At 47.5% G+C, this 22,420-nt stretch carries 24 protein-coding genes and 1 other annotated feature; of the genes, 21 read left to right on the top strand and 3 right to left on the bottom strand.

Features of this window, described 5'->3' with window-relative positions; translation table 11 throughout:
• Nucleotides 1-44: 44 nt before the first annotated feature.
• The 9 genes from TRNA_RS36610 to thrS all read left to right on the top strand — a co-directional run bounded on the left by TRNA_RS36610 (nt 45) and on the right by thrS (nt 9,094).
• A complete protein-coding gene (locus TRNA_RS36610) occupies nt 45-1,067 on the top strand; it encodes a glyceraldehyde-3-phosphate dehydrogenase (RefSeq protein ID WP_009329357.1) in 1,023 nt (340 codons plus the stop codon).
• 236 nt (nt 1,068-1,303) lie between these two features.
• Nucleotides 1,304-1,690 carry an adenosylmethionine decarboxylase gene (gene speD, locus TRNA_RS36605; protein ID WP_003184296.1) on the top strand — a complete coding sequence of 129 codons (387 nt, stop codon included), beginning with the start codon at nt 1,304-1,306 and terminating at the stop codon, nt 1,688-1,690.
• 181 nt (nt 1,691-1,871) lie between these two features.
• The gene (locus tag TRNA_RS36595) at nt 1,872-2,264 is read left to right on the top strand and encodes a hypothetical protein (protein ID WP_009329356.1); all 393 of its coding nucleotides are present in this window, start codon (nt 1,872-1,874) and stop codon (nt 2,262-2,264) included.
• 15 nt (nt 2,265-2,279) lie between these two features.
• Nucleotides 2,280-2,738, top strand: a complete 459-nt coding sequence (nrdR, locus tag TRNA_RS36590; protein WP_003184292.1) for a transcriptional regulator NrdR — start codon at nt 2,280-2,282, stop codon at nt 2,736-2,738.
• 116 nt (nt 2,739-2,854) lie between these two features.
• Nucleotides 2,855-4,279 (top strand): replication initiation and membrane attachment family protein, encoded by a 1,425-nt coding sequence (locus tag TRNA_RS36585; protein WP_003184290.1) that lies wholly within the window; start codon nt 2,855-2,857, stop codon nt 4,277-4,279.
• 17 nt (nt 4,280-4,296) lie between these two features.
• Complete coding sequence (gene dnaI / locus TRNA_RS36580) at nt 4,297-5,229, top strand: primosomal protein DnaI (RefSeq protein WP_011198187.1); 933 nt, start codon at nt 4,297-4,299, stop codon at nt 5,227-5,229.
• A gap of 38 nt (nt 5,230-5,267) precedes the next feature.
• Nucleotides 5,268-5,900, top strand: coding sequence for a TVP38/TMEM64 family protein (locus tag TRNA_RS36575; protein WP_003184286.1), 633 nt, complete (start codon nt 5,268-5,270; stop codon nt 5,898-5,900).
• A 76-nt stretch (nt 5,901-5,976) separates the two neighbouring features.
• Complete coding sequence (gene ytxC / locus TRNA_RS36570; RefSeq protein WP_009329355.1) at nt 5,977-6,819, top strand: putative sporulation protein YtxC; 843 nt, start codon at nt 5,977-5,979, stop codon at nt 6,817-6,819.
• 343 nt (nt 6,820-7,162) lie between these two features.
• Nucleotides 7,163-9,094 carry a threonine--tRNA ligase gene (gene thrS / locus TRNA_RS36565; RefSeq protein WP_003184282.1) on the top strand — a complete coding sequence of 644 codons (1,932 nt, stop codon included), beginning with the start codon at nt 7,163-7,165 and terminating at the stop codon, nt 9,092-9,094.
• Between the two features lie 31 nt (nt 9,095-9,125).
• On the opposite strand, the gene TRNA_RS36560 is transcribed toward thrS, so the two are convergent.
• Nucleotides 9,126-9,938, bottom strand: a complete 813-nt coding sequence (locus TRNA_RS36560) for an HAD family hydrolase (protein WP_003184281.1) — start codon at nt 9,936-9,938, stop codon at nt 9,126-9,128.
• Between the two features lie 252 nt (nt 9,939-10,190).
• On the opposite strand from TRNA_RS36560, the gene TRNA_RS36555 reads away from it, so the two are divergent.
• The 3 genes from TRNA_RS36555 to TRNA_RS36545 all read left to right on the top strand — a co-directional run bounded on the left by TRNA_RS36555 (nt 10,191) and on the right by TRNA_RS36545 (nt 13,059).
• The gene (locus tag TRNA_RS36555; RefSeq protein ID WP_003184279.1) at nt 10,191-10,418 is read left to right on the top strand and encodes a DUF3923 family protein; all 228 of its coding nucleotides are present in this window, start codon (nt 10,191-10,193) and stop codon (nt 10,416-10,418) included.
• Between the two features lie 159 nt (nt 10,419-10,577).
• On the top strand, nt 10,578-12,362 hold the full coding sequence (locus tag TRNA_RS36550; RefSeq protein ID WP_011198186.1) for a sensor histidine kinase: 1,785 nt from the start codon (nt 10,578-10,580) through the stop codon (nt 12,360-12,362).
• On the top strand, nt 12,337-13,059 hold the full coding sequence (locus tag TRNA_RS36545) for a LytR/AlgR family response regulator transcription factor (RefSeq protein WP_003184275.1): 723 nt from the start codon (nt 12,337-12,339) through the stop codon (nt 13,057-13,059). The genes TRNA_RS36550 and TRNA_RS36545 overlap by 26 nt, the downstream gene beginning before the upstream one ends.
• Before the next feature lie 55 nt (nt 13,060-13,114).
• On the opposite strand, the gene TRNA_RS36540 is transcribed toward TRNA_RS36545, so the two are convergent.
• On the bottom strand, nt 13,115-14,671 hold the full coding sequence (locus TRNA_RS36540; protein WP_009329353.1) for an alkaline phosphatase D family protein: 1,557 nt from the start codon (nt 14,669-14,671) through the stop codon (nt 13,115-13,117).
• Nucleotides 14,672-14,907: 236 nt separating this feature from the next.
• On the opposite strand from TRNA_RS36540, the gene lrgA reads away from it, so the two are divergent.
• The 6 genes from lrgA to TRNA_RS36510 all read left to right on the top strand — a co-directional run bounded on the left by lrgA (nt 14,908) and on the right by TRNA_RS36510 (nt 17,873).
• Nucleotides 14,908-15,321, top strand: a complete 414-nt coding sequence (gene lrgA / locus TRNA_RS36535) for an antiholin-like murein hydrolase modulator LrgA (RefSeq protein ID WP_003184272.1) — start codon at nt 14,908-14,910, stop codon at nt 15,319-15,321.
• Between the two features lie 23 nt (nt 15,322-15,344).
• Nucleotides 15,345-16,028 (top strand): antiholin-like protein LrgB, encoded by a 684-nt coding sequence (lrgB, locus tag TRNA_RS36530; RefSeq protein ID WP_003184270.1) that lies wholly within the window; start codon nt 15,345-15,347, stop codon nt 16,026-16,028.
• Between the two features lie 135 nt (nt 16,029-16,163).
• Nucleotides 16,164-16,296: a sequence feature (ribosomal protein L20 leader region), on the top strand.
• A 67-nt stretch (nt 16,297-16,363) separates the two neighbouring features.
• Nucleotides 16,364-16,882, top strand: a complete 519-nt coding sequence (gene infC / locus TRNA_RS36525; RefSeq protein WP_111304963.1) for a translation initiation factor IF-3 — start codon at nt 16,364-16,366, stop codon at nt 16,880-16,882.
• A gap of 17 nt (nt 16,883-16,899) precedes the next feature.
• Nucleotides 16,900-17,100 (top strand): 50S ribosomal protein L35, encoded by a 201-nt coding sequence (gene rpmI / locus TRNA_RS36520; protein ID WP_003184267.1) that lies wholly within the window; start codon nt 16,900-16,902, stop codon nt 17,098-17,100.
• Nucleotides 17,101-17,133: 33 nt separating this feature from the next.
• Complete coding sequence (rplT, locus tag TRNA_RS36515; RefSeq protein WP_003184266.1) at nt 17,134-17,493, top strand: 50S ribosomal protein L20; 360 nt, start codon at nt 17,134-17,136, stop codon at nt 17,491-17,493.
• A gap of 116 nt (nt 17,494-17,609) precedes the next feature.
• Nucleotides 17,610-17,873: a DUF1294 domain-containing protein gene (locus tag TRNA_RS36510; protein ID WP_003184264.1), complete on the top strand. Its 264-nt coding sequence runs from the start codon at nt 17,610-17,612 to the stop codon at nt 17,871-17,873.
• 16 nt (nt 17,874-17,889) lie between these two features.
• Here the strand turns inward: TRNA_RS36510 and TRNA_RS36505 are convergent, their stop codons facing one another.
• Complete coding sequence (locus TRNA_RS36505; RefSeq protein WP_009329349.1) at nt 17,890-18,291, bottom strand: hypothetical protein; 402 nt, start codon at nt 18,289-18,291, stop codon at nt 17,890-17,892.
• A gap of 173 nt (nt 18,292-18,464) precedes the next feature.
• Here TRNA_RS36505 and TRNA_RS36500 point away from each other — a divergent pair, with 173 nt between their 5' ends.
• The 3 genes from TRNA_RS36500 to araA all read left to right on the top strand — a co-directional run bounded on the left by TRNA_RS36500 (nt 18,465) and on the right by araA (nt 22,416).
• A complete protein-coding gene (locus tag TRNA_RS36500) occupies nt 18,465-19,550 on the top strand; it encodes a M42 family metallopeptidase (RefSeq protein WP_003184261.1) in 1,086 nt (361 codons plus the stop codon).
• Nucleotides 19,551-19,707: 157 nt separating this feature from the next.
• Complete coding sequence (locus TRNA_RS36495; RefSeq protein WP_003184259.1) at nt 19,708-20,670, top strand: glycoside hydrolase family 43 protein; 963 nt, start codon at nt 19,708-19,710, stop codon at nt 20,668-20,670.
• A 264-nt stretch (nt 20,671-20,934) separates the two neighbouring features.
• The gene (gene araA / locus TRNA_RS36490; RefSeq protein ID WP_003184257.1) at nt 20,935-22,416 is read left to right on the top strand and encodes an L-arabinose isomerase; all 1,482 of its coding nucleotides are present in this window, start codon (nt 20,935-20,937) and stop codon (nt 22,414-22,416) included.
• Nucleotides 22,417-22,420: the final 4 nt, after the last annotated feature.

Below are 22,420 nucleotides of genomic sequence, written 5' to 3'. Positions count from 1 at the left end.
TAAATCATGATGTGGAATGACATAAAATAAGGGGTGCATATTTGATGAAAGTGAAAGTTGCGATAAACGGATTCGGCCGGATCGGCAGAATGGTGTTTAGAAAAGCGATGCTTGATGAACAGATTGACATTGCGGCGATCAATGCGAGCTACCCTCCGGAAACGCTCGCTCATTTAATAAAGTATGACACAAATCACGGCCGTTATGAACTTGATGTAAAGGCTGGAGAAGACTGCCTGTTCGTTAACGGTAAAAAGGTCATGCTGACCAATCAGAGGGACCCTAAGCTTCTTCCGTGGGCACAATACGGAATCGACATCGCCGTGGAAGCGACGGGGAAATTCAACTCAAAGGAAAAAGCGGAAGCACATATTGAAGCCGGCGCGAAAAAAGTTATTTTGACGGCGCCGGGCAAAAATGAAGACATCACAATCGTGATGGGCGTCAACGAACGCGATTTTGATGCGGAGCGTCATACGATTATTTCAAACGCTTCCTGTACGACGAATTGTCTCGCTCCAGTCGCAAAAGTGCTTGATGATGCATTCGGCATTGAAAACGGCCTGGTGACAACCGTACACGCTTTTACAAATGATCAAAAAAATATTGATAATCCGCACAAAGACTTGAGGAGGGCGCGCGCCTGCGGATCTTCGATCATTCCGACAACGACAGGCGCCGCGAAAGCGCTGTCACTTGTCATGCCCCATTTAAAGGGTAGAATGCACGGCCTGGCCCTGCGCGTTCCCGTCTCAAATGTGTCGCTCGTTGACCTTGTGGCTGATTTGAAAAGCGATGTGACGGCGGAGGATATTAATGAGGCGTTCCGCATGGCGGCGGCAGGCTCCATGTCCGGGATCATCGATGTATGCGATGAACCGCTCGTTTCATCCGATTTTAATACGAATCCATACTCGGCGGTGATCGACAGTCTTTCGACAATGGTGCTTGAAAACAGAAAGGTGAAAGTGCTTGCATGGTATGACAATGAATGGGGATATTCGTGCAGGGTTGTCGATTTGATCAGATACGCGGCTTCAAGAATGAAACACCCCTCAGCTGTATAAAATAAGAGCATGGACGGATAAAAAAATAAATACCCCTTAACCATCAAATGATAAAACCGCCTTGCAAAAAATATTCAAACAAAGTATACTATTTTTCGTGAACTTCTAGTTCGTGAGCGCTTCGGCATTACTTAAAGGGTTAGGACCTCTCCGGACTAACTTTCCCCCGTGGTAATTGACCGGTTCAGTTGCTTGGAAATTCACTTTTTTAATTCTTGTTAAGGGGGGGCCATGCTATGGAAACAATGGGGCGTCACGTTATCTCCGAACTGTGGGGATGCGATTTTGATAAGCTGAATGACATGGATTTTATTGAAAAAACGTTTGTAAATGCGGCACTGAAGTCAGGTGCTGAGGTACGTGAGGTAGCCTTTCATAAGTTTGCGCCTCAAGGTGTAAGCGGGGTCGTGATTATTTCAGAATCTCACTTGACCATTCACAGTTTTCCTGAACACGGATATGCCAGCATTGATGTTTATACTTGCGGAGATTTAGATCCGAACGTAGCTGCCGATTATATCGCAGAAGAGTTAAGAGCGGAAACAAGAGAGAACATTGAAATACCGAGAGGCATGGGACCTGTTCAGGTGAAACAGGCCAAAGCCAAAGCACAGGCACTTTAATGCCGATAGAGGAGCTGGATGAAAAAGCGGACACCGCTTTTAAAATCCGCTCCTTTTTCTTTCCTCTCCCGAAAATCCCCAAAACATATTCCCCGGCATTCTCTTGCTGTTTTGTTTTCCCTTGGAAATCAACCATTTTTTTAATAAAATATAGAGAAGAAAGACAAAGGGGACAGGGGATATGAGTCTTTTTCAAAACATTCAACGGTTTTTTTCTACACACGCCGAAACGTCTGACCGCCATCCTTCGGAAGAGCTGAAGAGCCGCTATTATAAAGCGGCGTCAAAAGAAGCGCTCAATGCTGTAAAGGAAGTGCTGGAAGGCCTTGACGGCTGCAAGGTGACGTCAGTGTCGGAGGAAAGAGGAGAAATCAGCGCCGAAATTAAAAAAACGAGAAAAGCTTTTGTGGTGGCGACAGTCGTTTCGATTCGGCCTTTTGATACAGCGGTGGACTTTAATGTGTCAACGGAAACGTTTTTGCCGACCGATTTTGGCTACAGCCGCGGGCTTGTCTCGACGCTATACAGCGAACTGGACGGAAAGCTGCAGGAATCTGTACATTCAAACAATTGAATAGGAGCTGAAAAAATGAAATGTCCAGCATGTCAGCATAATGGGACGAGGGTTTTGGACTCCCGTCCGGTTGACGAAGGCAGATCGATTCGCAGAAGACGCGAATGCGAATCGTGCAACTATCGATTTACTACATTTGAAAAAGTGGAAGAAATTCCGCTCATCGTCGTAAAAAAAGAAGGAATCCGGGAAGAATTCAGCCGCGAGAAAATGCTCCGCGGTTTGATCAAAGCGTGCGAAAAGCGCCCTGTCGCCTTGAAGCAGCTTGAGGATATTTGCTTTGAAATTGAAAAAGAGCTTAGAAATCAAGGCGTTTCTGAAGTGAAGAGCGACATGATCGGAGAAATGGTGATGGACAGGCTTGCGAAAATCGACGAAGTCGCATATGTCCGATTTGCTTCAGTATACCGCCAATTTAAAGATATTAACGTATTTATCGACGAGCTGAAAGATTTAATAAAGAAAGAACGGTAAAGAGCTGTAAATTGATCCAGCTCTTTTCTCATGACAAAAACACAGTCGTGTGACATGAAGGCCTGAAAAAGGTGTAAAATGAGGACAAGAAACAAAGTGGAAGGTTGACAAAAGATATGAGTAATTATTGGAAAGATTTGCTTCCTGTCGATCCGTATGTTGTCAAAAGCAGCGGATTGCTGCAGGATTTGGACCGGCAAATTGTCACGCTATTGTATCAGCCTTTAATCGGCTCTTTTTCGTTCAGCTTGTTTCTCACGCTGTGGGGAGAGCTGGAGCAAAACAGAGTCTGGGGAAAAAGCTCGACTCACAGACAGCTGATGGCGGCGATGCAGACCAGCCTGAAGACGATCCACTCAGAAAAGGAAAAGCTTGAGGGGATCGGACTGTTGAAAACTTATATAAAAGAAACGGAACACGAACGTTTGTTTATATATGAATTGATTCCGCCGCTCAGACCGGACGAGTTCTTTCAGGACGGCATGCTGAATGTCTTCTTGTACAACCGCGTCGGAAAGGCGAGGTTTCAGCAGCTGAAAGAATATTTTTCCCACCCGTCTGTTCCTGAAGAAGCACGGGACATCACCCGTTCTTTCAATGAAGTTTTTGCATCTGTCCAGCCGAGCGAATGGAAGATGTCCGACGATATGATCGAAGCGATGGAGCTTCGCGAAGATCATGAATGGATGAAAGAAGGGAATAGCCAACCGGCAGCAGTCACAGACGGCGCCTTTGACTTTCAACTGTTTCTCGCCGGTTTATCTGACACGCTTATCCCGAGAAAAGCGCTGACAGACCAAGTGAAGGAAACGATTAAAAAGCTGGCCTTTCTCTACGGTATCGAACCGCTTCAGATGCAAAACGTCGTCATGTCAGCCGTTGACGAACACGATATGATCACGACAGAGGCGCTCAGAAAAGCGGCGAGCGACTGGTATCAGATCGAGCGCGGCGGCCCGCTTCCGGAACTCGTCGACAAAGTGCAGCCGATGAATCTCCGCGAACAGCCGAATCAACAGTCGTCCACAAACGCCAAGGAAGACAATTTGATCGCTTTGCTTGAGCAAGTATCGCCAAGAAAGCTGCTGCAGGATATTGGCGGCGGAGCGGAACCATCCAAAGCCGATCTGAAAATTATAGAAGAAATTATGCTTGACCAAAAATTAGAGCCCGGCGTCATCAATGTTCTGATTTATTATGTCATGCTGAAAACCGATATGAAGCTTTCGAAAAATTACACGCAAAAAATCGCTTCCCACTGGGCCAGAAAAAAAGTTCGTACGGTTAGAGAGGCCATGAAGCTTGCGAAAGAAGAAAACCGCCAATATCTTGAATGGGCGGAAGGGAAGAAAAAGACTTCCCGGAACAAGAAAGTCATCAGAGAAGAAAAGCTGCCTGATTGGCTTCGGGAAAGTGACGATGCTGACAGCAAACCGCTGGAAACAGAGCAGGCTGGTCCTGCAACCAGAGAAGGCTTTGACCAGCAGAAACAGAAGCTGCTCGAAGAAGTAAAAAAACTGAAAAACCATTCCGCTCTTTAATGTGAGGTGACAAGATGATGGAGCCGATTAAACGCGCTTTGCAAGGCGTGACGACGAGACCCGATTTTAAAAAACGCCTTGAAGATATGAAAGAAAAAGTGCTCTCTGACAAGGATGTTCAGGCGTTTTTAAACAGCCGCCAGTCAGAAGTGGATCAAGGAATGATCGACAGGAGCCTTAACAAGCTTTATGAATATACACAGCAAAGCAAAGCATGCCAAGACTGCCCGGGTCTGAAAGAATGCAAAAACCTGATACAGGGTTATCATCCAAAGCTTGTGCTGAACGGAAAAACAATCGATGTTCAATACGATAGGTGTCCGGAAAAAAAGAAAGCGGACGAGAGGGAAAGACAGAGGTCGCTGATTAAAAGCATCTATATTCAACAGGATCTTCTGAATGCTACGTTTGCCGATATTGACGGAGATGACCCGAGCAGATTGAAGGTCCTTCAGCTTGTGACGGGATTCTTGCATGACTATAACGAAACGGGAAAGGGAAAAGGCATTTACGTCTACGGGAAGTTCGGGGTCGGAAAGACCTTTATGCTGGCCGCCATTGCAAATGAGCTTGCCGCAAAGGATCATCCGTCCATTCTCGTCTATGTCCCTGAATTTGTCAGGGAGCTGAAAAATGCGATACATGATCAGTCGCTTGAGGAAAAGCTTGATATGGTCAAGTCTACGCCGATTCTGATGCTCGATGACATCGGTGCGGAGTCCATGTCAAGCTGGGTGAGGGATGAGGTGCTCGGCGCCATCCTTCAGCACAGAATGTCCCAGCAGCTGCCGACGTTTTTCTCTTCAAACTTTGATCCTGATGAACTGAAACACCATTTCACCTATTCGCAAAGGGGAGAAAAAGAAGAAGTAAAAGCGGCAAGGCTGATGGAAAGGGTGCTGTATTTAGCGACGCCTGTCCGGCTGGACGGGAAAAACCGGCGTCAGTAATCATTTGACACCGAGCTTCAATCACGGAGATGAAGAAGATGCGAAAAAGAACCTTGGCCAAATGGACGGTAATCGCCGTAATCGCGGCGGCCGGACTATGGCTGAATGCGAAATACCTGAATCTGAGCCCTGCTCATATAAGAGAAGGCGTCTTATCCTTTGGGATTTTCGCCCCGTTGATCTATATCGGACTATTGATGATCCGGCCGTTTTTGCTGCTTCCTGCTTCCGTTTTCGCCGTCAGCGGCGGCCTCGCATTCGGTCCGCTGTTTGGCTCTTTGTATTCTTTTATCGGTGCGGCAGGCGGTGCATTTTTATCATTCGCTCTTGCATACAGGCTCGGCGGATACTTTCAGCACATGCCGCTGAAGCTCGACAGCCTGCGGACGCTTTTGCGGAAAAACGGCTTTTTCTGCATTTTGCTCTTGAGGCTGGCGCCGATTCATTTTGACGCGGTCAGCTATGCGGCAGGCGTTTCCAAAGTGAAGCCTCTGTCGTTTGCCCTGGCGACGGCCGCGGGTATCATACCGGGCACCATTATTTTAAACGTGCTCGGGTCAAGCCTCTTGACCGGCGACATCCTAGCGATTGCGGTTACAGCCGCAATTTACCTGATATTCATTACAGTGCCGCTTTTGTTCAGAAAAAAAGTGCAGGCGCTCCTCGATTAAGGGCTCATCCTTTTTTACGTCTATTTTATTTGTCACCCCCATATACATGTAACAGATGTTGTTAGGGGGGACAAACATGCTTGAAATTACATTTGAAGATGATTATGATACAGCCGCGTTTTTGCATCTCCTTCGCAATGCGGATGCGAATCGGCATATCAGGATTCACGAAGCGCCAGGGAAGATCGGAATTGAAAAGACCCATTCCTCTGTCAGTATTCAGGCCTATATTGAGCCGGTTCTGACGAGATTTTTTACAGAATGCAAAGAAGATGAATACATGCTTTCGGTCATTGAAGGCGATTATTACTTTTTGGACCGGGATGAACAGCAGCAGATTCTTCAATTGGCCCACAGCATTATGGAGGGCGAACTTGAAGGGCTTCCTCTCAACAAGGACGACACCCCTCGCGAACATTACATCATTCAGGAGCTCCAAGCGATCTGTCTTGAGGAAAACGTCTTTTCGATTCGGTCATTTATGACGTTTCGCCTTGCGAAGTATTATGAACGCCTCAGATCTTATGTGGAGGCGGCGATCGACGAGTATAAAATGGAGCAGGAATATCAGACATTCATTCAATCGCTGAGAGACTACGTCATGTCGAAAGAGCCGATGCTTGACCATGTCCACATTGTGCACGACGGTTACTTTGTATTGTGGGAATTAAAGTATATTTCTGAACGGGAACAAAAAAAATACATAGACAGGCGGTTCGTAAGAGAACACCCAATGTATATTGATTCCCATCTCCTGGCTCCGCTCGTATCGATTGCGCCGGAAAAAATAGACCTCTATACAGAAGACCGGGAACACGCCATGGTTCAGACCATTCAAAATATTTTTCAGGAGAGGGTGCGGATTCTTCCGCTTGGCGCCTTTCATCCGCGGGAAAACATTTTGGAAGAGCATTCTTGATTTTGCGTGAAAAACAATTTATAATACGGTATAAACTTAAAGATATCATGTATTGATAAGGACATGAAAAGATGAACACCGGTTTGACAGAGAGGGAGACCATGGCTGAAAGTCTCTTATGCCAAGGATCATTTTTTTACCGCCTTTGAACATCAGTTGTGAACGGCAATTTGTCTAGTAATGACTGACGGGACTTCCCGTTACAGAACCGAAAGCCGAGAGCGCGCCGGGTTTTTTGCGTTTTCGGGAAAAAGGGTGGAACCACGAATTCCGTTTATTAATCCTCGTCCCTTTCTTAGGGGGACGGGGATTTTTTATTTTGTAAAAAAAAGGAGTGACTAGGATGTCAGATATGGTAAAAATCAAATTTCCTGACGGAGCGGTTAAGGAGTTTGCAAAAGCGACGACAACAGAAGATATCGCGGCATCAATCAGTCCCGGCTTAAAGAAAAAAGCGATAGCGGGGAAATTAAACGGCAAAGAAATCGATCTGCGCGCACCGATCCTTGAGGACGGCGCCATCGAAATCATTACAGAAGGCAGCGAAGAAGCGCTTGAAATCATGCGCCACAGTACTGCACACTTAATGGCCCAGGCGATCAAGCGCCTGTATAAAAACGTGAAGCTCGGGGTCGGCCCGGTTATCGAAAACGGCTTCTACTACGACGTGGATTTGGAAGAAGCGCTGACTCCGGAAGACCTTCCGAAGATTGAGAAGGAAATGAAAAAAATCGTCGGGGAAAATCTGCCGATCGTAAGAAAAGAAGTCAGCCGAGAGGAAGCCAGAGCCCTGTTTGCCGAAATCGGCGATGATCTGAAATTGGAACTGCTTGATGCGATTCCGGAAGGCGAGACGGTATCGATCTATGAGCAGGGCGAATTCTTCGATCTGTGCCGCGGTGTTCACGTTCCTTCGACGGGCAAAATCAAGGAGTTCAAGCTGCTGAGCCTTGCGGGGGCATACTGGCGCGGAGACAGCAACAACAAGATGCTCCAGCGCATCTATGGGACGGCTTTCTTCAAAAAAGCCGAGCTTGAAGAGCATCTTCGCCTCCTTGAGGAAGCGAAAGAACGCGACCACAGAAAACTCGGAAAAGAACTGAAGCTGTTCGCCAATTCGCAAAAAGTCGGCCAGGGTCTGCCGCTTTGGCTGCCAAAGGGTGCGACCATCAGACGCGTCATCGAGCGCTATATCGTTGACAAAGAGCTCGCGCTCGGCTATGAGCACGTGTACACCCCTGTCCTCGGCAGCAAAGACCTGTATGAAACATCAGGCCACTGGGATCATTATCAAGACGGCATGTTCCCGCCGATGGAGATGGACAATGAAACACTTGTGCTTCGTCCGATGAACTGTCCGCACCATATGATGATTTATAAAAACGACATTCACAGCTACCGTGAGCTTCCGATCCGGATCGCCGAGCTCGGAACGATGCACCGCTATGAAATGTCAGGGGCTCTTTCAGGGCTGCAGCGCGTCCGCGGAATGACGCTGAATGACGCCCACATTTTCGTCCGTCCAGATCAAATCAAAGACGAGTTCATTCGAACTGTCCGCCTGATTCAGGATGTATACGAAGACTTCGGACTGGAAGAGTATTCATTCCGCTTGTCTTACCGCGACCCTGAAGATACAGAGAAATACTACGATGACGATGAAATGTGGAACAAAGCGCAATCGATGCTGAAGGAGGCGATGGACGAGATCGGCCATGATTATTACGAAGCTGAAGGGGAAGCGGCCTTCTACGGACCGAAGCTTGACGTTCAGGTCAAAACAGCAATCGGCAAAGAGGAAACTCTGTCAACTGTTCAGCTGGACTTCCTTCTTCCTGAAAAATTCGATCTGACATATGTCGGGGAAGACGGAAAACCTCATCGTCCGGTCGTCATTCACAGAGGTGTCGTATCGACAATGGAACGCTTTGTCGCTTTCTTAATTGAGGAGCATAAAGGCGCATTGCCGACATGGCTTGCCCCTGTTCAGTTCCAGGTCATCCCTGTATCGCCGTCTGTGCATCTTGACTACGCCAAAAAAGTTCAAGAGCGCCTGCAGCGTGAAGGGCTTCGCGTTGAAGTCGATACCCGCGACGAGAAAATCGGCTATAAAATCCGTGAAGCGCAGATGCAAAAAATCCCTTACATGCTTGTCGTCGGCGACCAGGAAGTTGAAAACGAAGCCGTCAACGTCCGCAAATACGGAGAGCAAAAATCAGAAACGGTTGCAATTGCAGACTTTATCAAAAAAGCCGTTGCTGAAGCAAAGAAATAAACAAGAAAAAAGCATGATTCCCGCCCGGGAGTCATGCTTTTTTGCTTAGCTTGTCCGCTGCTTGTCCGCGGAGGATATCGAACAGTTCGCTTAAATGGCTGATTTCGTGATCAGGTGCAACATCAGTTTCATTCTTTTTGCCTTTGCGGTTGACCCAGACGGTTTGGATGCCTGCTCTGGAAGCCCCGAGAATGTCGGTGTTCAAGTTGTCTCCGACCATCACGGCATCATCTTTTGTCATGCCGAGGAGGGTGAGGCAGTGTTCAAATATGCTTGGATCAGGCTTTCCTTTTCCAAATTCACCGGAAATCACGATTTCATTAAAATAAGGAGCAAGTTCCGGTACGCCTGCCAACTTTTCTTTCTGCAGGCTCGGATCGCCGTTTGTCAGCAAAAGAAGCTCTACTTTTCCTTTCAGCTCATCTAAAACGGCAAATGTTTCTTCATAAACAAAAGGGCTCTTTCGGCGCACTGCCGCAAAATATTCGCCGAGTTCTTCCCCGAAGGCGGGATCGTCGATGCCAAACGCCTTCAATCCGTTTGTCCATGCGTTTCTTCTGTATTCGGGAACAATTTTGTTCAGTTTTTGAAACCCTTCGCTGATCGGCTCGCTGAAGTTTGACCACAGTCCTTCAAATGGGTTGATGCCGATCATGACGGTGTATGGATATGTTTCATAAGACATGTAAAGCTTTCGCGCTGCTTCGCGCACGGCTGCTTCAAATTCTTCCGCATGGATTCCGTATTTTTCTTCAGCTTTAAGGCACGTTTTGGAAAATGCTGTGCTGACGCTTTTTTCATCCCAGAGCAATGTATCGTCTAAATCAAAAAATACGGCTTTCATCATCTTCTCCTCTGCCATTAATTTATAGAATTCTCTCATTTATTTTACAATAGATCAAAGGGATGTGAAAGAAATGATTTAAGAATGTGATGTAATGCAGTATCAAAGTGTGAAAGCTTCTTGAATATGATAAAATGAAACGAAATCTATTGTTTGGAAAACGTTTCTAAGATCTATTTGATGATGGTGATGCTGGCCCATGCGCGGGAGGAAGAATCGTTTTATAGTTGAGGAGATGGAAGGAATGGTATTGTGAAAAAACGCTGGGTATTTTGGTGGATTTGCAACATATTGTGGACGGCCGTTTTTGTAATCGGAGCAGCTGTTGTTTGGCTGAGAGATGTTGATGGCGCTGGTGTTGCTCAAACACCTGAACTTAAATTAATAGCATTTATCGTTTTGTTAATTGCATTTATATTTCCATTCATCATTCAAGTTGTGTGGCTGATTGTTAATTTCAAAGTGGGAAGCAGCAAATAAGTAAACGGCGGCAGACAATTGCTGCCTTTTTTATTTTGCTCATGAAGCGGTTTTGGCCGTTAAAAGGTTTTAAAGCCATGCCGTCTCAAAGAGTGAATAAAGAGAGGTATGATAGAATAAGAGCAGATTCCGATTCAGAAAGAAAGCAAGGGGAAGTACATGGTCCAACTCATGATTATGATGCTGGAGAGAGTGGGGATCATCGTCATTCTGGGCTTTATGTTGGCCCATATGAAGGTGTTCCGTCAGCACCTACAGCATCCGGAAGGGTATAAGGGCAAGGGAGTTCTCATCTTTATTTTTTCCTTGTTCAGCATCATCAGCAACTATACAGGCATTGAAATCCGGGAGCGCGAGATTTTGAACAATGACTGGATTTTCGCAATCGACCCGTCAAGCTCGATTGCCAATACGAGAATTCTCGGCGTCGAAATCGGCGGCTTGATCGGAGGGCCGTTTGTCGGAGCGGGTGTCGGACTGCTCTCAGGCATTCACCGTTTTTCACTGGGAGGGACGACGGCTTTGAGCTGCGCGGTTTCTTCACTGCTGGCAGGTGTCATTGCGGGTTATATCGGCAGCTTTTTCAGGAATCGGCACCAGATGGTGACACCGCGGGTAGCCGCTCTTGCGGGCATTTGTATGGAGGGCCTGCAGATGCTTATGATTCTCGTGCTTGCAAAACCGCAGGCTGAGGCACTTGCGCTTGTTCAGATGATCGGCATTCCAATGATGATTGTCAACGGGACGGGCAGCTTTATTTTTCTATCGATCATTCAGTCTATTATCCGCAAAGAGGAACAGGCGCGGGCCGTTCAGACCCATAAGGTATTTTCGATAGCGGATCAGACGCTTCCTTTTTTCCGCCGGGGACTGAATGAGGATTCCTGCAAAAGCGCCGCTCTCATTATACACCGCATGACAGGGACGGATGCCGTATCGATTACGGATAGAGAGAACATTCTCGCTCATGTCGGAGATGGAGCAGATCATCATATTCCTTCGAAAAATCTGATCACCGGTTTATCGAAAAAAGTCATTCAAACCGGAAAGGTCATGAAAGTGAAGTCGCGCGATGAAATCGAGTGTGCGCACCGTTCCTGTCCGCTGCAGGCGGCGATCGTACTGCCGCTCTTCTCCAACCGCGAAACAATCGGCACGCTGAAGCTGTACTTCAAGCACCCGTCCGGTCTTAACCGTGTGACGGAAGAGCTGGCCGAAGGGCTTGCCATGCTTTTTTCCACTCAGCTAGAACTCGGTGAGGCTGAGCTGCAAAGCAAGCTTTTGAAAGATGCCGAAATCAAGGCGCTTCAAGCGCAGGTCAATCCGCACTTTTTATTTAATGCCATCCATACGATTTCTGCTCTGTGCAGGACAGATCCGGAAAAAACGCGAAAACTTCTCTTGCAGCTGAGCGTTTATTTTCGTTCCAATCTGCAGGGAGCCAGGCAGCTGATGATTCCGCTTTCAAAAGAGCTGAACCATCTGGAAGCCTATTTATCATTGGAGCAGGCCCGATTTCCGGGCAAGTATCATATTGATTTTCATATCGAGGACGGCCTTGAAAATATGGAAATCCCTCCTTTTATCTTGCAGCTGCTCGTTGAAAATGCGCTTCGCCATGCATTTCCGAGAAAACAAAAGGTATGCACGGTAAAAGTATCCGCTGTGAGAGAGCGGGACGGCGTTTTGATGAAGGTGTCAGACAACGGCAGGGGAATTAATCCGGAGATGCTTGGACAGCTGGGGCAGGCGCCCGCCCCTTCAAAGGAAGGAAATGGGACGGCGCTTTACAATGTGAACCAGCGGCTCACCGGTTTGTTCGGGCACCAGGCTGCTCTGCAGATTGCCAGCGAACTTGATAAAGGAACAGAGATATCCTTCAAGATTCCTTTTCAAACCGAAAGAGAGGGGAACAGAGATGCTCAAGGTATTAATCGTGGATGATGAAATGTTTGCGCGGGACGAGCTGAGATATTTACTAGAGCAGACTGAAGAAGTGGATGCGATTGACGAAGCTGAACATATCGAAGAAGCGTTTGACAAAATGGCGGATCGCAAACCCGATATCCTCTTCCTGGACATCGATCTGTCAGGGGAGAACGGTTTTGACATTGCGCAGCGGCTGAAAAAAATGTCGGCGCCTCCGGCTGTCGTTTTTGCGACCGCTTATGATGAATATGCGCTGAAAGCATTTGAAGTGGATGCGATTGATTATTTGACAAAGCCGTTTGATGAGGAGCGAATCAGACAGACAATCCACAAATATAAAAGGATGCGCCCCGGCAAACAGGAGGAGCGGCAGCTTGCAGGCCACCACAGGCTGGCTCTCAGCATTGACGAATCGATCGTCGTGCTCGATCCCGATGAAATCGTATACGCCGGGTTAGAAGGCGGACACGTCACAGTGAAGACTTTTGATCAGGCATACACGGTTCACGATACATTGGTTGTACTCGAACAAAAGCTTTCGCAGACGGCATTGATCAGGGTGCACAGAAGTTTTCTCGCAAATATGGATCATATTAAACAGGTCAAACCCTGGTTCAATTCGACATACAACCTCCTGATGAAAGACGGCTCCACGATCCCTGTCAGCCGTACATACGCGAAAGAGCTGAAAAAACGGCTGCATATGGTGTGAAAAAATGATCAGCGGCGGTGAAGGGCTTAATTCGTCTTTCACCGCCGTTTTTTAGCTAAAACATGCGCTGGAGCCCGGGGCGTCCTGCTTCAACGGCGAACTTGGCATAAGTTGAGGCTGGAGCGCCGGGACGTGTGATATAAGGAAGAACCTGAAAGTCGGCTTCGAGCTGCCGGGGCGTCAAGCGGCAGCGAACATAGCCGCGCTGTGCATTGTACAGTTTGACATGCGGGTTTCCGAGCCAGATCGGCGCCAAAGAATCGGTCTCGCTGCCGTCAGCGTCCGAAGATATCGAAGTTGTGATCAGCTCGGTTCCGATTGTCGCTGACCCCGCATCATCGAAGTCCGCTTTTAAGTCGGCGGCGGCATGTCTGTGGATATCCCCTGTCAGTACAACGGGGTTTTGGATGCCGTATGCCTTGTATGCGGAAAAAAGCCTGTCGCGGCAAGCGGGAAAGCCGTCCCACTGGTCTGTGCTGTACTCAACTCCAGGACCTGTGTCGCGGTCGATTTGAGCCAGCACGACTTGCTGGACTAAAAAGTTCCAAATCGTGTCAGACCGGCTCAAGCCGTGAAAAAGCCAGCGCTCCTGGTCAAATCCGAGTATGGAGCGGGATGGCTCAAGCCGTTCAGCCTCATTTGCCGGAAAATTATTGCGGTACTGCCGGGTGTCCAAAACATTGAATTCAGCCAGGTTTCCATAGCGGAACCGCCTGTACATCAGCATGTCAGGCCCCTTTGGAATCGATGTGCTGCGGATCGGGATATTTTCATAGAAAGCTTGATACGCCGCTGCGCGCTGCCGGAGAAAATCGTCCGGAAAAGTGTTGTATTGCGAATGGATGCCGGCATAATTGTTTTCAACCTCATGGTCATCCATCGTCACAACCCAGGGAGCCAGCGCATGAATGGCCTGAAGGTCCGGATCTGTCTTAAAAAGAGAATATCTGAGTCTGTATTGGCTGAGGGTGACGGTTTTTGCGTTGTGGGCAGCGGATAAAGTCACATCGCGGAAAAGATTTTTAGCATTAATGGCATATTCGTAAATATAGTCTCCGAGGAAAAAAACAACGTCCGGATGGTCTTCGGCCATATGCCGGTAAGCCGTAAAATACCCGTGGTACCAAGCTTGGCACGAGGCGAGGGCGAACGACATCCCCTTGATGTCGGCGTGCGGGGCAGGCGCGGTTTTTGTACGGCCTGTCCGGCTGATTTCCCTGCCCGCTTTAAACCTGTACCAATAATAGCTTCCCGGCTTTAAACCGTGCACTTCAACATGAACGGAGTGGGCAAGCTCAGCGAGCGCAGAGGACGTCCCGCGCTTCACCACTTTGTGAAAATGTTCATCTTCAGCTACTTCCCACTGAACAGGGACAGCTTTGTCAGGCATTCCCCCTAATCCGTCTTCGGCAAGCGGATCGGGGGCAAGCCTCGTCCAGATGACAAACCCGTTGGGATGCGGGTCTCCTGAAGCCACTCCAAGCTTGAATGGATAATCTGCAAATCGGGGCGCGCCTGCGGCGATTGAAGCGTCTTCAGGCATCAAGCCGCGCCTTGCCAAAGATGCAAATTCGCCAGACGGAACAAAGCGGCCTCCTCTTGAATGGTCCATGGGTCAGGGCCTCCTCATCAATTTCTCATTAACCACTATACGATCAGCTTAGCTTCATTAGCACATTCTGGAATTTAAATAATTGTGAAGAATTTGCAAAGCCGGAAGAGTGATTTGCATTTCAGCTTCCCATTTCTGCAATTGAGGGGCCGTATCCGGCAAGTTATTTTGAAAACGCTTTTTTGGGGAGGCTCTTTTTATATAATGAACCCAACACAGCCAAAGAGGTGAACGAAATGAAGGGTAAAAAAGAATACGGCTTTTTAACTCAGGCATTTATTTTTGCTGTTATGATGTTTATTTCAAACGGAATCGCCGCGGTTCTGCCCATCCCGATTCCTCCATCTGTCATCGGTTTGGTGCTGTTGTTTGCATTGCTGTGTACGAAAGTGCTGAAGCTTGAACAAGTTGAATCGCTCGGCACGGCGCTCACTTCGCTGATCGGCTTTTTGTTCGTTCCGTCGGGAATATCAGTGATGAATTCGCTCGGCGTCATGGAGAAATACGGATTGCCGATCGTCCTCGTGATTTTCCTGGCCACCGTCATTCTGCTTGCAGCGACAGGATTGTTTTCACAGTTCATTCTGTCTGTCGGCAAAAAGGACCGTCAAGACACACGAGTTGAACCAGCCAAAAAAACAGCATCTTGAATCAATAGGAGGTTCTTTACGCTATGACACCTTATTTCGGTATCGTCGTTTCACTGGCCGCATTTGGCACCGGCACTTTTTTATTTAAAAAATCAAATGGTTTTTTCTTATTCACGCCTCTGTTTGTCGCGATGATTCTTGGGATCGCGTTTTTAAAAATCGGCGGTTTTTCATATGAGGACTACAAGAGCGGCGGAGACATCATTAAGTTCTTTTTGGAGCCCGCCACAATTGCGTTCGCCATTCCTTTATATAAACAGGCGGACAAGTTGAAAAAGTATTGGCTGCAAATCCTTGGTGCCATTATTGCAGGCTCCGTCTGCTCGGTTGCCGTCGTCTATCTGATCGCAAACGCGCTCCATCTTGACGGAGCCGTCATGAAAAGCATGCTGCCCCAGGCCGCCACAACGGCGATTGCTCTTCCTTTATCAAAAGGGATCGGCGGGATTCAAGATATTACGGCCTTCGCCGTCATCTTTAACGCAGTGATCGTCTATGCGCTCGGCGCGCTTTTTTTGAAAATCTTCAAAGTGCAGCATCCGATCGCCAAAGGGTTGGCGCTCGGAACATCAGGACATGCCCTCGGCGTCGCCGTCGGAATTGAGATGGGGGAAGTCGAAGCGGCAATGGCGAGTATTGCAGTTGTCGTCGTCGGCGTCGTGACCGTGTTTGTCGTTCCGTTATGTGTTCAAATGATCGGCGGATAGAGCGGCTGAAAGAAAAATAAAAAAATAGCATTGCTATTTGAAATGTGTCCTGATATAATAGCAAATGTTGTGATAAATTTTATATCTTGACTTGCAGGATTTGTTTATGTAAGATGGATAATGAATTGAATATATATCAACAAGCAGAAGCACCCGCTTCTCACCTGATTGACACATTCTTGTAGTTGGCAGGTTAAACGTACATTTCTTATTTTTCTATGCAATGTTCGCAGTGTGGGTGTTTCGATGCCCGCACTTTTTGTTTGCCTGTGGAATGCAAAGAAACGGTCAAAATGAGTTGTGAAATCAATTCAAAGATTCTATGGAGGTGGCTCATTATTAGCAAAGATCAATTGGTTAATGAGGGTATCCGTGCGCGTGAAGTTCGTTTGATCGGACAAAATGGCGATCAGCTTGGGATCAAATCCCGCCAGGAAGCACTGGAAATTGCGGGTCGCGCAAATCTTGACCTTGTGTTGGTTGCAGCGAATGCAAAACCGCCTGTCTGCCGGATCATGGACTATGGAAAGTACAGATTCGAGCAGCAGAAGAAGGAAAAGGAAGCACGCAAAAATCAAAAAATCATTAACTTAAAAGAAGTTCGGCTGAGCCCTGGTATTGAAGAACACGACTTCAATACAAAGCTTCGCAACGCCATCAAGTTCCTGCAAAAAGGGGACAAAGTGAAAGCGTCCATCCGCTTTAAAGGCCGTGCGATCACGCATAAAGAAATCGGGCAGCGCGTGCTGGACCGTTTTTCAGAAGCCTGCGCGGAAGTGGCGACTGTTGAAACGAAGCCGAAAATGGACGGCCGCAGCATGTTCCTGGTGCTCGCGCCTAAAACTGAAAAGTAATTAAGGAGGAAACATCCATGCCAAAAATGAAAACTCACCGCGGATCTGCGAAACGTTTTAAAAAGACAGGTTCCGGGAAACTGAAACGTTCTCATGCATATACAAGTCACTTGTTCGCAAATAAATCTCAAAAACAAAAGCGCAAGCTTCGCAAAAGCGCAGTCGTAAGCGCCGGCGATTTCAAACGCATCAAGCAGCAGCTTGCCAACATTAAGTAATTTCGGAAAAGGTATAATTAGGAGGGAAATCTAATGCCAAGAGTAAAAGGCGGAACTGTTACACGCAAACGTCGTAAAAAGGTTCTCAAATTAGCAAAAGGTTATTTTGGTTCAAAACATACATTATATAAAGTAGCTAACCAGCAGGTTATGAAATCAGGAAACTACGCTTTCCGCGACCGTCGTCAGAAAAAGCGCGATTTCCGCAAACTTTGGATCACTCGTATCAATGCTGCAGCGCGCATGAACGGTCTTTCTTACAGCCGTTTAATGCACGGTCTTAAGCTTTCCGGTATCGAAGTAAACCGCAAAATGCTTGCTGACCTTGCTGTAAACGATCTGAACGCATTCAATCAGCTTGCAGACGCTGCTAAAGCGCAATTGAATAAATAATTGAAAAAAGGCCGGGCTCCGGCCTTTTTCTTTTGTTCTTCGAGCAGGATGTAAAACGATTCGGGGAGGCCGGCCGCAGCAGGCGCCCAAACCGAAAAACAAGGGGAAATGAACAATTGACTCTCATATGGATATACATGATCCTCATAAACGGATACGGTTTTTTCTTAATGAAAGCCGATAAGCAAAAAGCGGTCAGAGGCAAATGGAGGGTGTCTGAGCGCCGCATCTGGCTCGTTGCGGCTGCTTTTGGCTCCGCAGGCGTCTGGTTCGGGATGATGCGGTTCAGACATAAGACAAAACACCTTTCCTTCAGGCTCGGCATTCCTTTTTTGCTCGGCGTGCAAGCTGTTTTGACCGGCTTTTATATGATGAATTAAAAAAGCAGACGAGGCTTTATTGCTCTTCTGCTTTTTTGTTTTTCCACTTTTGGATGTTCGAATCCCAGTCGATTTTGCAATCGGGATAGTGCTCTTTAATATTTTCTTCAAGTTCCGCGAAGTCTTCTTCCGTAAAAGAGCTGAGCTTTTCTTCAGGCGCTTCCGTCCATACAAAAATCGTATGGATGAACAGCGGATGGTCTTTTGAAGGAATGTGTTTTTCTCCTTCGAAAAGCACGCCTTTAAATGTCAGCTTGAGATTTTTGCGTGTATTCTTTTGTTCGTCCAAAACATAAAAGTGCTTTTTTGCCTGTGCTGATTTCAGCCTTCTGTCCGGGCTCCCCAAAAATTGAACGGCCCTGTACACGACGTAGACCAAAAGCGCCAGCAAAGCCAGTCTCAATATGATGACAATCATGTTAAAACAGAACCTCCCTTGAAAGTAATTTTGAGTATATCCCAATATATACGAACCAGTTCCCGCAAGGTTTCATTTTTTAACCAAAAAAGCTGTAAACGATATTGGTCGTATTGAAAAGGGATGTTTCTGTATAATAGTAAATGAGGGTTAATTAAGGAGGCTGTATAGAGATGGCAAAGCTTGATGAAACATTGATGATGCTAAAGGAATTAACTGATGCAAAAGGAATTCCGGCGAATGAAAAAGAACCCAGACAAGTCATGAAATCGTACATAGAACCGTTTGCCGACGAGGTTACGACAGACAGACTGGGAAGCTTAATCGCAAAAAAGACTGGACAGGCTGACGGACCGAAGATTATGATTGCCGGCCATCTTGATGAGGTCGGTTTTATGGTTACGCGGATCGATGACAGGGGCTATCTCCGCTTTCAGACGGTCGGAGGCTGGTGGAGCCAGGTCATGCTGGCGCAGCGTGTGACGGTCGTGACAAAGAAAGGCGACATCACCGGTATCATCGGTTCAAAGCCTCCTCATGTCCTGTCTCAGGAGGCGAGAAAAAAATCGGTCGATATTAAAGATATGTTTATCGACATCGGGGCGTCGAGCAGGGAGGAAGCGATGGAATGGGGCGTTCTTCCGGGAGACCAGGTCGTCCCTTACTTTGAATTTACGGTGATGAATAATGAAAAAATGCTGCTTGCCAAAGCATGGGACAACCGTATCGGCTGCGCGATCGCAATCGACGTGCTGAAAAACCTGAAAGGAGCCGATCATCCGAATGTCGTCTACGGCGTCGGAACCGTACAAGAGGAAGTAGGGCTGAGAGGCGCGAAAACAGCCGCGCATACGATCAAGCCTGATATCGCTTTCGGTGTCGACGTGGGAATTGCGGGTGATACGCCTGGTATTACCGAAAAAGAGTCGGCAAGCAAAATGGGAAAAGGCCCGCAGATCATACTTTATGATGCATCAATGGTGTCCCATAAAGGGCTTCGCGACTTTGTAACGAATGTGGCAGATGAAGCCGGCATTCCGTATCAATTTGACGCCCTCTCAGGCGGAGGAACAGATTCAGGATCAATCCACCTTACCGCGAACGGAGTGCCTGCCCTGTCGATCACGATCGCGACGAGGTATATCCATACGCACGCGGCCATGCTTCACCGGGATGACTATGAACATGCGGTAAAATTAATTACCGAAGTCATTAAACGACTGGATAAAGAGACGGTTCAAAACATTACGTTTGACTGATGAAAGAGCAGGCTGACAGCTTATCTTACAAGCTGTCAGCTTTTTTTGTTTTTTGGAATGTTAAAGACAGCGCTTACATATATAAACATTGTTCGAAAAATTGACAAAGAAAGGGAGGCATTGTTTTTTTCATTACAAGAACAGGAGTGTGAGCTGAATGAAAAATGTGTTGCGGAAAATGTCTTTGGCGGCCTTGATATTCGGACTGCTGCTGTCTTTTTCGATGCCTGAATCAGGCAAAGCGGCGTTTTGGGACACAAAAGGGGACAATTTCATCCATGACCCTTCTATCATTAAAGAGGGAAATACATGGTATACATTTGGAACAGGGCTCGGCACAGGGCTGCGTGTCATTAAGTCAACAGACGGGAGAAACTGGAGTGCTGCCCCGAGTATTTTTCCAACTCCATTGTCATGGTGGAAGATGTACGTACCAAATCATGAACCGCATCAATGGGCACCGGATATCAGCTACTATAACGGCCGGTATTGGCTGTACTACTCGGTTTCGTCTTTCGGTTCAAACACATCAGCGATAGGGCTCGCATCGACAGACCGGATTTCATCCGGCCAATGGCGGGATGACGGGCTGGTCATCAGGTCGACATCCGGCGATCAGTTTAATGCCATTGACCCTGATCTGGTCATTGACAAAGACGGAAACCCCTGGCTCTCATTCGGTTCCTTCTGGAGCGGCATTAAGCTGACAAGGCTTGATAAAAACACGATGAAACCGACGGGAAGCCTGTATTCGATCGCCTCAAGGCCGAATAACGGAGGAGCGGTTGAAGCCCCGAACATTACCTACAAAGACGGCTACTATTACTTATTTGTCTCGTTTGACAGCTGCTGCAAAGGGGTGGACAGCACATATAAAATAGCCTATGGCCGTTCAACGAGCATTACGGGACCCTATTATGATAAAAGCGGCAAAAATATGATGAACGGCGGAGGGACGATCCTGGACTCCGGCAATGACCGCTGGAAAGGGCCGGGACATCAGGATGTTCTGAACAACTCGATCCTTGTCAGGCATGCTTACGACGCGCTGGACAATGGTGTATCAAAGCTGCTCATCAATGACTTGTACTGGGATTCCCAAGGGTGGCCGACTTATTAACAGCAGATGACGGGCGGTTTCCGCCCGGTTTTTTTGTTCTGAAATCTGTCAAAAAAAATAAAAAACATACCGGAAATTAAATTGACAGTTTTTTTCATAATGATATAATGAAGTTGTTCGTACAAATATGTTTTTGATGTTAGTTGTACGTACATATAATCGCGATACAGTTTGAGATCAAGGTATGATTTATGTTTTTTTGTAAGCGTTTTAATAGTTTGCTATTCTACACAGACACCATAAAGACGAGGAGGAGGAAGCTATTTGATTCAGGCAAAGACGCATGTGTTTTGGTTTGTGACAGGCAGCCAGCATTTATATGGCGAAGAGGCGGTACAAGAGGTAGAAGAGCATTCCAAAATGATCTGCAACGGATTAAATGACGGAGATTTAAGGTTTCAAGTCGAGTACAAAGCGGTGGCCACTTCGCTGGACGGCGTCAGAAAACTGTTTGAAGAGGCGAACCGGGACGAAGAGTGCGCAGGCATCATCACCTGGATGCATACGTTTTCACCGGCCAAAATGTGGATTCCCGGCCTTTCCGAGCTGAATAAGCCGCTGCTCCATTTTCATACCCAGTTTAACCGGGACATTCCGTGGGATAAAATCGACATGGATTTCATGAATATTAATCAGTCTGCCCACGGCGACCGCGAATACGGTTTTATCGGAGCGAGATTGGGCATTCCTCGAAAAGTAATCGCCGGATATTGGGAAGACAGAGAAGTAAAGCGCTCGATCGACAAATGGATGAGCGCAGCGGTCGCATATATTGAAAGCCGCCATATCAAAGTCGCCCGATTTGGGGACAACATGCGGAATGTGGCGGTAACAGAAGGAGATAAGATTGAAGCGCAGATTCAGCTTGGCTGGTCTGTCGACGGATATGGAATCGGCGATCTCGTCACGGAGATCAATGCTGTATCAGAACAGAGTCTAAGCGAGCTCATCTCCGAATATGAGGAGCTTTATGAGTGGCCGGAAGGCGAAGCGGCAAGGGAATCCGTCAAGGAGCAGGCGCGGATTGAGCTTGGATTAAAGCGCTTTCTTTCGAGCGGAGGCTATACGGCCTTTACGACAACCTTTGAAGACCTCCACGGCATGAAGCAGCTTCCGGGTTTGGCTGTTCAGCGGCTGATGGCTGAAGGCTATGGCTTTGGAGGAGAAGGAGATTGGAAAACGGCTGCGCTTGTCAGGATGATGAAAATGATGGCCGGCGGAAAAGAAACGTCATTTATGGAGGATTACACGTACCATTTTGAACCGGGCAATGAAATGATCCTCGGCTCCCACATGCTTGAAGTGTGCCCTTCGATTGCCGAACACAAACCGAGAATTGAAGTCCATCCGCTGTCAATGGGTGCAAAGGATGATCCGGCGCGGCTCGTGTTTGACGGAATTGCAGGTCCTGCGGTCAATGTCTCCCTTATTGATTTGGGCGGACGTTTCAGGCTTGTCATCAATAAAGTGGAAGCTGTGAAGGTTCCGCATGATATGCCGAATCTTCCGGTGGCGCGCGTACTTTGGAAGCCTCAGCCGTCTCTGAGAACATCGGCTGAAGCGTGGATTTTGGCTGGCGGTGCTCACCATACATGCCTTTCGTACCAGCTGACAGCCGAGCAGATGCTCGATTGGGCCGAAATGTCGGGCATTGAAGCGGTGTTGATCAATCGTGATACAACGATTTTAAATCTTCGCAATGAACTCAAATGGAGTGAAGCTGCATATCGGCTTCGCAAGTTTTAAGGGG

This window comes from Bacillus licheniformis DSM 13 = ATCC 14580, from assembly GCF_000011645.1.
GTDB classification, from domain to species: Bacteria; Bacillota; Bacilli; order Bacillales; family Bacillaceae; genus Bacillus; species Bacillus licheniformis.
The sequence above is the reverse complement of the archived record's forward strand: the minus strand, read 5'-3'. Positions and strand labels throughout refer to the sequence as shown.

Excerpts from the sequence above, each read along its gene's own strand:
- TRNA_RS36610 (WP_009329357.1), top strand. The coding sequence starts at position 45 with ATGAAAGTGAAAGTTGCGATAAACGGATTCGGCCGGATCGGCAGAATG.
- speD (WP_003184296.1), top strand. The coding sequence starts at position 1,304 with ATGGAAACAATGGGGCGTCACGTTATCTCCGAACTGTGGGGATGCGAT.
- TRNA_RS36595 (WP_009329356.1), top strand. The coding sequence starts at position 1,872 with ATGAGTCTTTTTCAAAACATTCAACGGTTTTTTTCTACACACGCCGAA.
- nrdR (WP_003184292.1), top strand. The coding sequence starts at position 2,280 with ATGAAATGTCCAGCATGTCAGCATAATGGGACGAGGGTTTTGGACTCC.
- TRNA_RS36585 (WP_003184290.1), top strand. The coding sequence starts at position 2,855 with ATGAGTAATTATTGGAAAGATTTGCTTCCTGTCGATCCGTATGTTGTC.
- dnaI (WP_011198187.1), top strand. The coding sequence starts at position 4,297 with ATGGAGCCGATTAAACGCGCTTTGCAAGGCGTGACGACGAGACCCGAT.
- TRNA_RS36575 (WP_003184286.1), top strand. The coding sequence starts at position 5,268 with ATGCGAAAAAGAACCTTGGCCAAATGGACGGTAATCGCCGTAATCGCG.
- ytxC (WP_009329355.1), top strand. The coding sequence starts at position 5,977 with ATGCTTGAAATTACATTTGAAGATGATTATGATACAGCCGCGTTTTTG.
- thrS (WP_003184282.1), top strand. The coding sequence starts at position 7,163 with ATGTCAGATATGGTAAAAATCAAATTTCCTGACGGAGCGGTTAAGGAG.
- TRNA_RS36560 (WP_003184281.1), bottom strand. The coding sequence starts at position 9,938 with ATGAAAGCCGTATTTTTTGATTTAGACGATACATTGCTCTGGGATGAA.
- TRNA_RS36550 (WP_011198186.1), top strand. The coding sequence starts at position 10,578 with ATGGTCCAACTCATGATTATGATGCTGGAGAGAGTGGGGATCATCGTC.
- TRNA_RS36545 (WP_003184275.1), top strand. The coding sequence starts at position 12,337 with ATGCTCAAGGTATTAATCGTGGATGATGAAATGTTTGCGCGGGACGAG.
- TRNA_RS36540 (WP_009329353.1), bottom strand. The coding sequence starts at position 14,671 with ATGGACCATTCAAGAGGAGGCCGCTTTGTTCCGTCTGGCGAATTTGCA.
- lrgA (WP_003184272.1), top strand. The coding sequence starts at position 14,908 with ATGAAGGGTAAAAAAGAATACGGCTTTTTAACTCAGGCATTTATTTTT.
- lrgB (WP_003184270.1), top strand. The coding sequence starts at position 15,345 with ATGACACCTTATTTCGGTATCGTCGTTTCACTGGCCGCATTTGGCACC.
- rpmI (WP_003184267.1), top strand. The coding sequence starts at position 16,900 with ATGCCAAAAATGAAAACTCACCGCGGATCTGCGAAACGTTTTAAAAAG.
- rplT (WP_003184266.1), top strand. The coding sequence starts at position 17,134 with ATGCCAAGAGTAAAAGGCGGAACTGTTACACGCAAACGTCGTAAAAAG.
- TRNA_RS36505 (WP_009329349.1), bottom strand. The coding sequence starts at position 18,291 with ATGATTGTCATCATATTGAGACTGGCTTTGCTGGCGCTTTTGGTCTAC.
- TRNA_RS36500 (WP_003184261.1), top strand. The coding sequence starts at position 18,465 with ATGGCAAAGCTTGATGAAACATTGATGATGCTAAAGGAATTAACTGAT.
- TRNA_RS36495 (WP_003184259.1), top strand. The coding sequence starts at position 19,708 with ATGAAAAATGTGTTGCGGAAAATGTCTTTGGCGGCCTTGATATTCGGA.